General features: G+C 45.0%; 14 protein-coding genes and 2 pseudogenes. 5 read left to right on the forward strand and 11 right to left on the reverse strand.

All coding sequences use genetic code 11. From position 1 onward, the window contains the following. The coding region (locus QUB44_RS19200) for an IS66 family transposase (protein WP_333369877.1) at positions 1 to 347 on the forward strand (347 nt) is incomplete at its 5' end. A gap of 8 nt (positions 348 to 355) precedes the next feature. On the opposite strand, the pseudogene QUB44_RS19205 reads toward QUB44_RS19200, so the two are convergent. The 9 genes and pseudogenes from QUB44_RS19205 to QUB44_RS19245 form a co-directional block, all read right to left on the reverse strand. After that, positions 356 to 496 (reverse strand): annotated as a pseudogene (locus tag QUB44_RS19205) (IS630 transposase-related protein); the annotation flags it as partial. Between the two features lie 92 nt (positions 497 to 588). After that, positions 589 to 855 (reverse strand): annotated as a pseudogene (locus QUB44_RS19210) (ISAs1 family transposase); the annotation flags it as partial. A gap of 309 nt (positions 856 to 1,164) precedes the next feature. Beyond that, positions 1,165 to 2,226: a 3-deoxy-7-phosphoheptulonate synthase gene (gene aroF / locus QUB44_RS19215; protein WP_333369878.1), complete on the reverse strand. Its 1,062-nt coding sequence runs from the start codon at positions 2,224 to 2,226 to the stop codon at positions 1,165 to 1,167. A gap of 260 nt (positions 2,227 to 2,486) precedes the next feature. Then, entirely contained in the window at positions 2,487 to 2,960 is a 474-nt protein-coding gene (locus QUB44_RS19220) for a PAM68 family protein (protein ID WP_333369879.1), read from the reverse strand. A gap of 95 nt (positions 2,961 to 3,055) precedes the next feature. Next, complete coding sequence (rpsO, locus tag QUB44_RS19225; protein ID WP_190742031.1) at positions 3,056 to 3,325, reverse strand: 30S ribosomal protein S15; 270 nt, start codon at positions 3,323 to 3,325, stop codon at positions 3,056 to 3,058. Positions 3,326 to 3,475: 150 nt separating this feature from the next. Beyond that, on the reverse strand, positions 3,476 to 4,099 hold the full coding sequence (gene ruvA / locus QUB44_RS19230) for a Holliday junction branch migration protein RuvA (RefSeq protein ID WP_333369880.1): 624 nt from the start codon (positions 4,097 to 4,099) through the stop codon (positions 3,476 to 3,478). A 93-nt stretch (positions 4,100 to 4,192) separates the two neighbouring features. Further along, on the reverse strand, positions 4,193 to 4,528 hold the full coding sequence (locus QUB44_RS19235) for a type II toxin-antitoxin system RelE/ParE family toxin (protein WP_333369881.1): 336 nt from the start codon (positions 4,526 to 4,528) through the stop codon (positions 4,193 to 4,195). After that, a complete protein-coding gene (locus QUB44_RS31225) occupies positions 4,518 to 4,985 on the reverse strand; it encodes a type II toxin-antitoxin system RelN family antitoxin (RefSeq protein ID WP_445299907.1) in 468 nt (155 codons plus the stop codon). The genes QUB44_RS19235 and QUB44_RS31225 overlap by 11 nt, the downstream gene beginning before the upstream one ends. 66 nt (positions 4,986 to 5,051) lie before the next feature. After that, positions 5,052 to 7,688: an AAA-like domain-containing protein gene (locus QUB44_RS19245; protein ID WP_333369882.1), complete on the reverse strand. Its 2,637-nt coding sequence runs from the start codon at positions 7,686 to 7,688 to the stop codon at positions 5,052 to 5,054. A 1,075-nt stretch (positions 7,689 to 8,763) separates the two neighbouring features. Here QUB44_RS19245 and QUB44_RS19250 point away from each other — a divergent pair. Together QUB44_RS19250 and QUB44_RS19255 are read left to right on the forward strand one after the other, a co-directional pair. Next, a complete protein-coding gene (locus QUB44_RS19250; protein ID WP_333058256.1) occupies positions 8,764 to 8,973 on the forward strand; it encodes a hypothetical protein in 210 nt (69 codons plus the stop codon). Between the two features lie 273 nt (positions 8,974 to 9,246). Continuing rightward, the gene (locus QUB44_RS19255; protein ID WP_333369883.1) at positions 9,247 to 9,819 is read left to right on the forward strand and encodes a hypothetical protein; all 573 of its coding nucleotides are present in this window, start codon (positions 9,247 to 9,249) and stop codon (positions 9,817 to 9,819) included. Positions 9,820 to 9,859: 40 nt separating this feature from the next. Here QUB44_RS19255 and QUB44_RS19260 read toward each other — a convergent pair whose 3' ends face one another. After that, a complete protein-coding gene (locus tag QUB44_RS19260; protein ID WP_333369884.1) occupies positions 9,860 to 10,054 on the reverse strand; it encodes a hypothetical protein in 195 nt (64 codons plus the stop codon). On the opposite strand from QUB44_RS19260, the gene QUB44_RS19265 reads away from it, so the two are divergent. Together QUB44_RS19265 and QUB44_RS19270 are read left to right on the forward strand one after the other, a co-directional pair. Then, positions 10,053 to 10,769, forward strand: coding sequence for a GUN4 N-terminal ARM-like repeat domain-containing protein (locus tag QUB44_RS19265; protein WP_333369885.1), 717 nt, complete (start codon positions 10,053 to 10,055; stop codon positions 10,767 to 10,769). The two genes, QUB44_RS19260 and QUB44_RS19265, sit on opposite strands and share 2 nt — an antisense overlap. A 229-nt stretch (positions 10,770 to 10,998) precedes the next feature. Beyond that, positions 10,999 to 11,559: a Uma2 family endonuclease gene (locus QUB44_RS19270; protein WP_333369886.1), complete on the forward strand. Its 561-nt coding sequence runs from the start codon at positions 10,999 to 11,001 to the stop codon at positions 11,557 to 11,559. 159 nt (positions 11,560 to 11,718) lie between these two features. Here the strand turns inward: QUB44_RS19270 and QUB44_RS19275 are convergent, their stop codons facing one another. Then, positions 11,719 to 14,325, reverse strand: coding sequence for a dynamin family protein (locus QUB44_RS19275; RefSeq protein WP_333369887.1), 2,607 nt, complete (start codon positions 14,323 to 14,325; stop codon positions 11,719 to 11,721). Positions 14,326 to 14,352: the final 27 nt, after the last annotated feature.

A 14,352-nucleotide genomic window follows, 5' to 3' on the forward strand; every position in this document is an offset into this window, starting at 1 on the left:
TGAATAAAGCCCTTGCCACTTGGTTGAACCAAGTTGGTTATGCAGCAGGTTTGTTACTCAAATCCTTACGAGATAAGGCAGAACAATGGTGGTATTTTCTGGATGACCCCTCGGTGCCTCCTGATAATAATTTAGCAGAACGTTCTCTACGGCTAGCTGTCACGAAACGGAAAGTTTCTGGCGGCTCTCGTTCGATGAAACGATTTGAGGAAACGGCTAATCTATTGAGTGTGATTCAAACCTGTCGTTTTCAAGCTCGTTCAGTAATGGCTTTTTTCCGTGAGGCTATTTCTGCCCATTCTTGTGACTTGGCTCGGCCTGAGCTTATTCCCATCTTTCAGACCTGAATCCTTACTGTGGCTTTAAGGTCGGTCCGACCCAGCCACCGATATATCGTTGCCCTTCCCACCTGAAAAAGTCCTGCCGCTTGAGCGATACGACCGCCATTTTCTACATAATCCACTACTCTTTTTCTCAAATCAATACTGTAAGACATTTTCCTAGCAACTTCACTATTTTTATTTATTTTACCTCATGTTTAAATAGTCTCATGCTTATTTGAAATGACTATAGTTCTAATTCCCCGACTATGGCATTTACCCAACTCAAAAAACATTCTTGAAACTGTTGTGGTTCAATTCTGGCAAATACCCGACTAAATGTGTCATGAGATGGTATGCCATTCGGTAATTCTAGAAAGCTTTTTAACCATTCATATTTGGCGTTACCATAGGCTTCTATTGCCACCCATCCGTCGGCACCGCTGATGATAGCTAGAATCGCAATTGCTATAATATCTTTGAGTAAGTGTTCTTTACTTCTTTCTATCCTTGGGTCGTTCAACTTGGAAAAATGTTCTAAAAAACTGGCATTTCAAATATTCATTGAAGGCAATGAATCTGTTTGTTTTTGTTGGGAAGTTACAGCTTTACTAAAACCTCTTGCCATTGATAGCACCCATAAACTACAACAAACTACATGGAAATTTAGTCGGCTCCAACTGTAGCATATTTTGGGTTAAAGTTAAGATGCGTTTACCCTGTTAAGCGATCGCTAAAAATCTTATCAGATAGCGCGATCGCTTTTACTTTTGGTTGGTGATCGGATACGAGAATGAAACAGCCCTGCCGCGATCACATTTTAGGTTAGGCGTTTCGCCTGTTTTTATGCCAAAACTGGCACGGGCTGCGGCCAACGTCCCATGACTTTGCCAATCACCGCCAATTCTTCCATCAACTTGTCGAACTGATCCGGTGTTAAAGATTGCGGCCCGTCAGACAAAGCTTTTTTGGGATTCGGGTGCACTTCAATCATCAACGAATCAGTACCAGAGGCGATCGAAGCAAAGGCCATTGACGGTACAAACTGCGCCCAACCGGTGCCGTGACTGGGGTCAACCATAATTGGTAAGTGAGTCAGAGTCCGCAATACTGGTACTGCCGACAAATCAAGCGTATTGCGTGTATATTGCCTGTCATACCCGCGAATTCCGCGCTCGCACAAAATCACGTTCGGATTGCCAGAAGCCATGATATACTCAGCAGCCATCAACCATTCTTCAATCGTGGCGGAAATGCCGCGCTTCAGCAAAACAGGTTTGTCTTGAGCTCCAACTTTCTTCAAAAGTGAGAAATTCTGCATATTTCTCGCCCCGACTTGGATTACGTCGGCTACTTCTACGATCGCACTTAAGTCCGCCGCATCCATAACTTCTGTGATAATTCCCAAACCGCTAGCTTCCCGGGCCGCAGCTAGCAATCCCAAAGCACTCTCGCCGTGGCCTTGGAAAGCGTAGGGGGAAGTTCTCGGTTTGTACGCGCCACCACGGAGAAAATGAGCTCCAGCAGCTTTGACGCGCATTGCCGTTTCGACAATCATTTCTTCGTTTTCGACCGAGCAAGGGCCTGCTACGATCGCGATCGGGTGGTGCAAGCCGATCGTCACAGTTCCTAAAGGAGTAGCAACCGCTACTTCGCTGGCTTCTCCTTGGCGGTACTCCAGAGAAGCGCGTTTGTAGGGTTTTTCCACGCGCAGCACTTCTTCAATCCAGGTGCTCATTTCGCGCAGTTGCATCGGTTCGAGCTCGGCGGTGTCGCCTACCAAACCCATAACAACTTTGTAACGGCCGACGATTTTTTCTGGTATCAAACCCCAGTTAGTGCGGAGGTCTTCGTCTAGTCGATCGATCTCGGCTTCTGGAGTGCCGGCTTTCATTACAATAATCATATTTTTTTTGCCTTTTCTGTTGGGCTAAACTACGGATTATGACACGGATGCACTGAGAAAAATAGATGCAATGGCGATCGAGAATCTATTTATATCAGTGTTATTATCTAAGCAAATCGAATTCGTGGAATGAAGAGTCAGAAATCAATCATATAATTCTTGTGGGGAGGGCCGAAGAGCCCGCCTCAAAGACAAAATCTAGATGATTAACAGCTTAGTTGTTAGCTAATGACTAATGACTAATAACTAATAACTAATGACTAACTTTTGGGTTTGGCGGCGCGCCACGCTTCTCGCATCCGTCCAAAATTAGTATTGAATTCTTCCCACCCCAGAGTGCTTCCTGAAACTTCTTCATCCCAGGAAGCCGAGAGGACTCCGTAGCTCAATCCCAGAACGCCTAAACCAAAACAGCCCATACTTACTAATAAGACTGCTGTGTTGGGTAGGTCAAACAAGCCTTTGCTGACTATCAAATAACTCACAAAAAATGTGGAAATTCCCAGGAGTGTCGGTACCCCGCAGAATACCGCTATGCGGGATATCATGCGTTTGCTGACTACTTCAGGGATAGATTGCGTCTGTTTTCCGGTTTTGTTAGCTTTCGGCTGCTTTTCGGCAGAATCCGAATCTAAGGTTGCCTTTGCTTGGGGTTCTGGGGGCTTTTTAGGCGTTTTTTTACGATTTGTTGCCGGTTCAAAGGGCAAGCGCTGGCGGGGTGGTTCGGAGGACATATTTTATCTCTAACCTGAAATCTCGAACATTTTTCAATAAGTCTTGGCGTTTGTCCAAGATTAAAGAATATTGTCGCAAATTTTGGCTTTGGTGTTTAGCCGCGAATGCCTAGACGGGCAATCAATGCTTTGTAGCGATCGACATTTTCCTTTTGGATGTATGCCAGCAGGCGCTTGCGGCGGCTGATCATCATCATCAAACCGCGCCGGGAAGCGAAGTCTTTTTGGTTGATTTTCAGGTGGGCGCTGAGTTTTGTGATGCGATCGGTCAGCATGGCGACTTGGACATCTGCTGAGCCTGTATCGGTTTCATGGGTTTGGAAGTCGCCCATGATTTCTTGTTTGCGCTGTTGTGTAAGAGCCATGAATTGATTTTAGTTTTTTTTGTACGATTGTCACAATCTCCAATGTTATCACAGGGGAAGCATAACAAGGATAAAATTTTTGCCAGGGATGGGTTTGTTGGCCCGGTCGAATTTGGGTTTTTATTCCCGGTTTCTGGATCGGGTAGGGGATTATCGGCTCAAATAGGCGATCGCCTCACGTATCCAATCATCGGCATTACCTTTGGCGGACAAAGTGCTGTCTTGACTGAGGGTTTGCAGCGCTTGCAAGACTTCAGCCGCAGTGTATCCCATCGCCAGCAGGATCATCTCGACTTCTTCTTGAATAGCTGGGGGGACTCCGGCGGCGACTGCAGTTGTCAAACCTGCTTGCTGTCGCCATTCCGAGAGTTTGCTTTTGAGTTCGAGGGCGAGACGTTCTGCGGTTTTTGTACCAACGCCGGGGGTTTTGGCGAGGATGCGGGTGTTACCGCCGACGATCGCCTGGACTAAATCTTGCAATCCTAAAGTATCGAGAAGTGCGATCGCCAGTTGAGCACCCACACCGCTGACACTCGTCAACTGCCGAAACAAATCGCGTTCTGCCGCGCTGCCAAAACCGTACAATACGATTTGGTCTTCCTTAACTTGCTGGTGGGTAAAAATTTGGGCGACTTCGCCGGATGCTGGTAATTGACCGGTCACGCGGGGCAAAATTTGGATTTCATAGCCGATTTGATTGACTTCGAGAGTCAATATGACGCGGTTGCTGCCTTTGGCGATATCGGCTACTGTGCCTTTGAGATAGCTAATCATAGAGTTAATAATACACCGCTATTGGCTTTCATCAAAGTCGGCGATGATGCTGCGGATTTCGTTGAGGCTGATATCTGCGCGATTCCCTACCCTTCACCGAACCCCTGCGGGAAGATAGCTTCGCTTCACGGATTTTGAGTAAATGGTTAACAAAGGTACGCTAACGGGCGATTCAATCTGATAAATCATGCGATCCCCTGCACTTTTCCCTTTTTGGATGTTGCTGTTTTTCACTCGGACTTTTAAGATGATATAATCTTCGCCGATTCCGGGAATGCGATCGCCAATAAAATTGCCAGCCTGTATTTGTTCAATTACGGGCTGAGTATCTAGCCGGATTTGTCGATACTTTTTGGATAATTCACGCAAAATTCGCTTATACTCAGGCGTTAAATCGATTTGAACTAGATGATCTGGTTCATTCGACATCGATGCCCTCCCACATTTGAGAAAGAGGTATTCGCTGCCCAGTTTTAGCTTCCTGCAACGCTCTTTTGAGACTGGCTTTTATTTCTGCAACTGGAGTATCATCTGGATCTTCTTCAGATTCATCTATAGGTTCGGAAAGGAGAATAATTCGTAGAAGAGCGGAAATACCGAGTGTTAAAGGTCGATCGAGCAATAATTGACCTTTTTCGGCATCGATTCTCTCCCACAGTTCCGAGATTAATCTCGTTTGTCCGGCTTTGGCTTGCTGCAACGATCTTCTGAGACTGGCTTTTATTTCTGCAACTGGAGTATCGTCGGGGTCTTCTTCAGCTTCATCTGTAGGTTCCTGAAAAAGGACGATGATTCGCACGCGGCCGGGAGTTTCTGCGGTTAAAGGTCGATCGAGAATTAATTGACCTTTTTCGTCGATCGTTCCTGTGACTTCAAAGGCTTTCATGTGTTTTACCTTAATTTTTTGAAATTAATACTATTATATAACCCTGCACCAGGGAGTTTATTTTTTTTAAGTCAAAATAAGATGCTCTTTAACCAAAGACAAATCCGTCTTACCAAAATTCACAACCAAAGCCACATTGAAATTTTCCAACGATTTGACAAACCACATAATTTCATTAGAAGCTTTACCTTCATAGTGATTAAACAAAATAGAAAATCGCTTTTCCAACTCTGGTTTGACTTTGCCCGAAAGCAGTACAAGTTTCATCAGTAAACCCATTGTCCTGCTGGCGCCGAGGTTGTACACTAAATCGTAAAAAACGTAGTGGCTGGGATGTTGAGAATTTTCCACTACTAAGAAGTTGAACAACTGGTTGCAAGTCCGAACTAACAATATATTATTGAATTTCACCGAGTCATTTTCTCGCAATGTATTTTTGATTTGTTTGTACAAACGGTCATTAAATTGACGCCCGCCGTATTCTGGTTCGATCGACGATATTAAATATTCATATAAATCAACTTTAAATGAGGCGTAAGATGGAGTTTTTCTGGAATCTCTCAGGAAAAATTGAGCTGCTTCTTTGTAACTGCGATCGCCTGCTACTTTTCCCGCAAATTCCCTGACCGCTAAGTGCAGTTCTGCATCGTTCAAAAGTGTGGGATTAGGCGCCCGCTGCACAATGCCTATTTCTGTATTTCTCGGCTCAACCATATAATTCAAATATTGAGACAAATGTGTTTCAAATTGTCGCTGTCTTTGAAAAGCTAGTTGTTTGATGGTTTGTTGGTCTTCCTCAATGCTGTCCTTGCTCAGTAGAGAATAGCCGTACAAATAAGGATACCGACAGATCAATTCGCCCAAAGGAGAATCTGTATTTTGTTCCTGCTGTTCCGCCTCTTTATCTAAGGCTTTTACTAAGCGCTCTATGGTCTGGAATTCTTCACTTTTAGTAAAAAATTTTATTTGTTCTTGTAAGCGCTTGACTATGTAAAATTCCATCCCGAATCGGGGAGAACTATGCTTAAATAAAGCTACCAACTTGGCGATCGCGAATTGGTTTTGGGAATGCAATTGCCAGCGGTTGATCGGGATGTAGCAGCAGCGGTGGAGGAGATATTTAAAGTCCTGATCCAATCGCTTGACGGAGACTATACTGTACAAAGTTGCTTCAATCTCTCGATCGGGATAGCCCATGCCGTCGATAAATAGCTTTCGGAACCGCTCGATCACCTGTGCGGGGGATTCTCTTTCCACGCAGGAGACGAGGTGATCGTACAATCTCTGTTCGTTGCTGCCAGTTGGAAGACTCTCTGAGGGTGGGGTGAGGATGCTGCTGTCTGCATCTGTGACTACGCTGCTGTCTGCAACTGGTGCGACAACGACTGTCGGTTTGTCCTCAAAAGTTCGATCGGGATTCAAGAACCAATAGTGTTCTTGGCTTAATTGTTTGTTTGCAGCCCAATCCAAAGCTGACTGCAAACTTTCCCCTGTCAATAACAGCGATTCATCTTCGCGGTCTGAAGCCAGCCATGCTGCTAGCGCGGAGCGGTACGGAGCCAATTTTCCCAGCTCTTTTTGTACCCAAAATTGATTAAAAACTGACTGATAAATTAGGTTAGAAACTATTAACTTACCGTGAGACTTAACAACCAGTCCTGACAGTTGCAATTCGATTTTTTCGGTAGAGTAATCTGCTGGTACTCCCTGCGATTCCCCCAGTTTTGTTGCCTTGACCGGTTGCAAAGCTTGCTGGTACAGCGTTAACAGCAGCGTGAGGTCGCAGTGGCTATGGAAAATGCGATCGCGTATTGCGGTCAAATGTTGGGGTTCGTCTTCTTCTTCCCAATTTTTAATAATTCTGTGTTTGACCAGTTTTTCAACCTGCTGAGCTTCGGAATTTCTGCCAATAAAAGGCCCGTATTCAAGTACCAATTGGCAAACTTTTTGAGTTAGAAACGGTTGGCCGCCCGTCCAAGCTAATATTTCTTGGAGCACTTTTTGGGGGCGAAAAGCTTTTAGGGCTAATCCTTTTGCTAGCGGCACACTTTCGTGCAGTTGGAATCGACTTAAATGAATCTGCCGTCCAATATTAAAAGGGTTGCATCTTGGATCTCGGATCAATGCTGAGGGGGCTGCTACTCCCATAACAGCAAAAGTCAGGCGATCGTATTCCGGTTGCTCTGCCCGCTTGGAGTAACAAGCCCGGATCAAAGCAAAAAAATCGCTGGTACTGAAATTTAGGCTGCTGATGCTTTCAATGTCATCTAGGAAAATTACCAGATTTTGCTGAAGTGACTTGAGCAAAACTTTTTCGATAAATATCTCCAATCGCTGCACCGGCGGCAGCAGTTCGCGATCGTTCCACCACTTGATGGCATCAAACCTGTTTGTGATGTGTAAACTGCTGGCCATGCGGTACATGATTCCGCCATACCACTTTTGGGGGGAGATATCTGGGCTGCTGATGCTTCTCAAGTTGATGGCGGCAAAAACTGTACCTTCGGCTTGCAACCTTTTGGCCGTTTGCACTAGCAGGCTGGACTTTCCCATTTGCGCCGCACTCAACACGTAACAGAAGTCTCCGGCTTTGAGTCCTTCGTAGAGCTCGCTGTCTGCCGATCGCCTGACATAGGTGGGCGCACCGGCAGGCAAATATCCTCCGACTTGATATTGGTACGTTGAGTTGACTTCTGCTGTCATCTGGGAATTCATCAAGATTTTACGCCCCTATGCTGTGCGATCGAAAGGTTACAAATTGGAGTTATTACCCGCTTATACCATTTTAGATTTTAGATTTTAGATTTTAGATTGGGCAATGACTTATTCAATAAGGGTTTGGAGTTTGCCTGTGGCCTTTGCATGGTTTTTTTTTAATCTGCCTTACTATGGTGGAAAGTTTTTGTTCATCTTTCTCTATTGTCTACTAGCTCAGCTTTCTTCTTGTCAATCTTTACCGTATCTTTGCAAGCGTTCGCCCCAAATCTTACGATCGGCCCAATTGTACTCCGCCACTTGATTTTTTACACTCGTTCACATAATTAGATGAATTTTCACCCGATCGGATTGAGAACGCTAAAACGCCATTTTTTTCACATTTTTTTACAATAATACTTTAAAATTCACCCGGTGGTATGATGTTGGCAGGGAAACTCATAACCACAGCGCCGTCTACCTTCTGCCTTCAGATCCGCCTGCCGAATGCCGGAGAAAAAGGTCGAGCAATGGCTGCCAATAAAAAACCCCAGCGTTTTGCTGAGGACTGCTTGAGTGGGAGATATCGTTAATCTGCGTTTTTTTAGTTGACTTAGATTGCATGGAATTCCATGCTGCTGACTTTCCCCGATCTTTTACGTTCGGAGATTCCTCAGAACAAACTTTTCAGGATGCATCCACAAAAAGTTTAATTCTTAAAGGTTTTGTCAGTACCAGGCTAACCACTTACTCAACTATAAAAGTTAAGTCTGTGGCTAATTGTAGAAGATGCGCCCTGATGGCTTAACTACCCGATGGATTAGCACCCTGATGGCATAACTCCCTGCTGGATCGACGCCCTGATGGCTTTCGCTCCACTACCCAAAAAATTCGGGTTGATGGATGATCGTGGACATTAGTAACACGTCACTTCCGGCGTTTCCGATCACAAGCGGGTGTGCCTGTCTGAATTGATTATGGCAGGCAGATTTATCAGAAGACAAGTGGGCTATTGCATCAACCCATTTCTGACAGATCGGGTGAGCCAAAAAGTGTCAATCTACGCAAATCAGGGTCATCGAACATGAAAAACAGCATCTTAGTATTAGGGGTAATTGCCTCGGCTGGCTTTGGCTTTTTCCAGGCAGGCAGCGCCAGCGCTTCAGCGATCGCCACACAACCTTCATCAGCCAGTAGTTTGACGGCTTGGGAGAGTCGTCCTGACTTTAACTACACTGGAACGAATGAGGATGGGGACCAAGAAGAGGTAAAAACCGGTAAAGGCAGGAAATAATTGGCGCCCGGAGTGTGGTTCGCTCTGATGCGGTTGTGGTTGTAGTTGTGGTGCTTGTTGTCCCAACCGCCTCTGATCGAGGTAGTTAAAACTCGATCCCAAGATCAGTCTACCTAATCCCAGGGGTGGGAATCAGTTTCAGAGAACGGTGGATGGGAAAATAAATAGGTAAGGCGAGTCTGTCGGTGGAGTTTCCCCGCCTATCAACTTCCTTACCTTCTGATGTTCGGGATTCGGATCTGGCACAATCGTATTTCATCTCGTAAAAACCCAATGGAAAATACTCTCGAAACTACCCGCAGACAGCGCGTATTGACAAGAACCCAGGAACGGCGTCAGGCGACACCCAAAGAAAAACAGTTGATTCACCTGCTAGCCAATATGGCTTGCAGTTTGATTAAATACGACTACAAACACGCAGCAGGGAAGGGAACCCTCCCGCCTTCGGAAAGCAAGCGTTTAGCGGAATGGCACTACCTGCGAGTTCAGCAAATTCGCCGGATCGAACGCTCATTGGAGCCCGTAGCGACCCTTAAGCGCGTGTACTACAAGAGTATCCTCAGTCCGAGGGATCTGAAGTCTTTGAAACTTCTGTGGCTTGAGGAGGACAAAAACCGTGTCAAACGGGTCGATCCTGACTTGGACGACATCCTCAGCGAAGCTTTGGATCGGGGAGATACTTTAAAACAGCTATTTCACTCGATCGAAGTCAAAGAACGCACCTTTTCTGCAACTCCTCGCCCCGGCGCCGTGCCGCTGTGGGTCAAAGAGTGGGAAGACTCGGAATATGACATAAACTTTTTTCCGCCTTCCTTCTCTGCATGGGTTTCGATCGTGGACGACTAGGTTCAAGAAAAACTCTTTGACATGGCATCGATCGTAAAATTCAGATGGTAGACTTATTTGCTATTGCTGCCATGGGCGAATAAGTGTGCGGGCGATCGGCTAAACTAGGCAGCGTGGCGCGCAGGCATCCGAGTACAGAGAAGTGAATCGGAGTCAGTACCATTGTACAATGGGGGAAAACCAGGGCTTCAGCTAATCGCTGATAGCTGATAGCTGATAGCTGATAGTTTCTCATGACTGACTCGATTTCTACTTCTCCTCTAGACTCGGCGGCCGATACAGCCGAACTCCGCTCTCAGTTGAGGTCGGGTTCGGAAAAAACTCAACTGCAACTGCTGCAACAACAAATAGCAGATTCCGGTTGGGATGTATTGATGGAATTTTTATTAGAGCGCAAGTCAGAAGCACCGACTGCGGTAATAGGTAAGGCTTACCAAATTCTTTACAGTGCTAATTCTCCGAGAGCAGCGGAGTTTTTGCAAGCGAATTTTCCGACTGGGGTTGTGCCGCTGCGATCGGACTCTAACATTGATTACACTCCACTGCAACAATTATTAGCGTTACAGGAATTTCAAGAAGCCGATCGCTTGACTTTAGACAAGCTTTGTGAATTAGCTGGTGATACCGCTTCCGTGAGAAAGTGGCTGTATTTTACGCAAGTTGAGAGTTTGCCGGTGGCGGATTTGCAAACAATTAATACGCTGTGGAAAGTTCATTCTGAAGGAAAATTTGGCTTTTCAGTGCAGCGGGAAATTTGGCTGAGTTCGGGCAAGAATTGGGATAAATTGTGGCCACTAATTGGCTGGAAAAAGGGGAATAATTGGACGCGATACCCGCAAGAGTTTATTTGGGATTTGAGCGCGCCGAGAGGGCATTTGCCGCTGTCGAATCAGTTGCGGGGAGTGCAGCCTTTTGCAGCTTTGATGGCTCATCCTGCTTGGGTGAAGTGAAGGGTTTTGGGGCTTTTGGAGAATGTGGGGCGGGCTGGATGGCAGGCCCCGCTATTGTTTTTGGGGAATTGGGATTTTGACTTTTGAGGCGCAGAAATTCACAGAAATTCACAGGCGGGATGCCTGTTCCACTTTTGGCATAGAGGGAGAAGGGCGATCGTACTTCTAGGAATGTTGGGAAATTTTGTATAATTGATATTTGAATTAATTAGCGAGAGGGCTGGGAGTCATGGTAGGCATCGGAACCAAACTCACTTTAGCAGAATTTCTAGCTTTGCCCGACGGAGATGTATATTGTGAGTTTGTAGATGGTGAAGCAGTTCCTAAAGTGTCTCCAAAATTTTTTCATTCCAGTTTACAGGGAGCTTTGTGTGACCTGATTCGTGTATGGTGTAAAGGACGCGGGCGAGTGCTTCCAGAATGGGCAATTTTGTTAAAACGTCAGGATAAAGATTGGGTACCTGTTCCCGATTTAACGTACATTTCTTATGAACGTCTGCCGAAAAGTTGGCGGCGAAATGAAGCTTGTACCGCAATTCCTGAACTGGTGATTGAGATTATATCGCCGGATCAAAGTATGAAGGAATTTGAAGAGAAGGCGAAAGATTATTTGGCGGCGGGCGTTCCGCGAGTTTGGGTGATTGATCCAGAGGCTATTTTAATAAGAAGTTTTTTGACGGATGGTTCTAGCCAAGTTTATACGGGTAATACACCGATTGTAGATGAGTTGCTGCCTGGTTTGGAGTTGACGACTAGACAGATTTTTGAAGAAGCGGAATTGATTGATTGAGGGCGATCGTACTCTGTGCAAGATATCAGTCGTAGGGTGCGTGACCACGGAAAAACTTTAACTCGCGGCGGTGGGACTATTAACTGTCACGCACCGCGACAAAACCATAGTATCTACAAGGTACTATGGTTTTGTCGCGCTTACCCTCTAGTCATTGATTTAGCCAGCACTTTGATTTAAGATTGTTTCAATTTGATTCTGTACTTGTTCGAGTTCTCGACGTTTGTCAGCCACCCAAACTTTTTCGGCTTCGCATTCTGCTTGATTTTGGCGATCGCGCTTTTCCTGCTGTTCTAATAAATTATCCCACAGCGAGATCGCTTTTGACATCGCATCGCTATTGGCGTTAGTGCGATCGTTAAACACTGTAATAATTCTTTCTTGTACCTTCTCAAAAATAGACTGGGCAGATTCGTCAAATTTCTCAACGCCTAACTCGCAAACTTTTTGCTTAATCTGATCTTTAACAGCATCGCCATCTAAAAAACTAAAGCCAAAACCGCCACCAGCGCCAGCAGCTAAGCCACCCAAAATAACTCCTATAAAACCAAGTCCTGTAAAAAATAGCAACCCAGCACCTACTAATGCACCGAGACCCAAACCAACGCCTAAGCTTTCATCACTACCGATATTTGGGTTAATTGAGGAAGCAATTCCCCTTCCACTTGCGCCAAATCCGCCTAAGCTACCTGCTGTTGCTAAGTTATTGAATTGAGCGACAAGGCTAGTGCTGAGTTGCTGGTCAAACTGTTGAAATTCTTGCCGTATTGCATCAATATCTTCACCGATTTGGCTGTCTAGCACTCCCATATTTTGTTGTAAAATTGACTGTACTTTTTGATTGCCCCAGTCATCAATTTCTTTGGTAATGTCTCGTACAAATTGATCGGCATAATCTTTAGTCAACTTGTCTTGACTCATGATGTGTCCGTGTTCGGAAGTCCAGCGATGACTTTTTGCCATCAGGCGTTCTCCCAATTCTTCCACCCATTCATTCCAAGATTCAAGAGCTTCTTCTAAAGATTGCTCCATCAATTCATTAGCTAAAAATCTAATTTTAACCTCGCGACCGCTTACTTCCGCCATTTGTTCAAATATTTTTTGCTGATCTTTTGGATCAACTGTCAATTTTCCCTCTAACATTTCCTCCCATTGATTCAATTCCTCACAACCAGTGTCAATAGTTTGCTTAATTCCGGTGGCGGACTGCCGAAGTGCGACCGCCCCCCGTTCAACAGTCAGAAATTTCTCAATCGAATCAGTAAAACCCTGAAAAGATTTTAGATAATCATCATTTTCATTTCCTTCTAAAATCGCCTCCAATGCAGATTGAGCAGAAATAAAATGAATCCGGTTTTCACCAGCAATTAAATTTTGACTCTTAACAATCGTTTCCACCCTTTTTCGTACCTGCTGGCGACTCTTTTCCCCCCGCAGCAAATCGAAAAAATTAACTACCATAAAAATATTACCCGCGCCTTCGTTATTACCATAATTTAGTTCTTTTTTCAAGTACAAAAGCAGTTCTTGCTCTTTCTCGGTTAAAACCTTTGTAGCATTAGTTAAGAAAATAACGGCATGAGTTGTTTTGAGCACCTGTTGGGTGATTAATGTGCGTTCGGCTTGTTCGTTCAATCCAGGAGAATCAATAATTTCTACTCCATAGCGGCACAACTCTAATTCGGGATGTTCAAAAACGATTTCGGCAATTTCCGACTTGGCAATTTCATCGGCATAAGAACCATAAGCCGCTTCTTCCGAAATCGAAGCTTTCTCTTGATATTGTGCAGGTGGAATTTCTTCCTCCAGTCCATTTTTGTAGCGACAAATAACCCGGCGCTGCGAACCATATTTCAAAATAGTCACATTACCGCTACAGGGAATATCGCGCACTGGTTGGATTTCCTCACCAAGTAAAGCATTTAGTAAGGTTGATTTGCCTGTACTAAATTCGCCGACAACAGCAACGCGAAAACAGGGAGATTGCAATCTCTGAGATACTTTCGTTACTTCTTCTGCTAAAGTAGGAGATAGCACGTTGCGATCGATTCCATTTTGCAGAGTTAAACCTAGTTTTTCACAAAGAGCATTCAGTTGTTGCCGATACTCCTGAAACTTTTTCAACTCCTGATAGGAAGAAACTGACTGCTTTTGATTTTTTTTGTGTTTCGGTTTTGCTGGTAAATGTCCGATAATGTGACTGGCAGCACGGACAAACATAGAATCTAGAGATTGAAATTGTGCTGGATCTAGTGACCTGTGCACTTCTGCTAAAGCTGCTGTATCTGCGATCGCCTGACTGCTAAAACTAGCCTCCAAAACAGTCAAATATCGGGCATCAACTCCAAGTCGGTCGCCAATGTTTTTCAAATACTGTTTTTCGCGATCGTCCATCGATCCATCTGCGACAGACATCTGATAGCCAAAACTAATTAGCAGCAGTTTTTCCACCTCAGAAAAACACGCTGTCAGCGCCAACAACACCGGAAATTTCTTGTAAGCTTGATGTTGCGTTACGCTTTTAACCATTGGCAGTGCCAATTTTTGCAAACTGTTATTAGCAGGAATAAGTTCCCTCAAAGTTGTCGCCAGTTGCTGCTTTTCTTCAGCGCCAAAAGTACCGTCGGCATTAATGACTCCCAGCAACACCGTCACCAGCCCCGCCAGGAAAAGCACAGGCGGAGTAATATCCTCTTTTCGGAGTCTTTGCCCTGTCAGCAGCGAAACAAGCTCAACCGTTTGCGAACTAATTAGCGAAGTGTCCATTTGCAGGGCCTACTAATAACTTTTTTT

Origin of the sequence: Microcoleus sp. AT3-D2, from assembly GCF_036705715.1 — a bacterium.
GTDB lineage: Bacteria > Cyanobacteriota > Cyanobacteriia > Cyanobacteriales > Microcoleaceae > Microcoleus.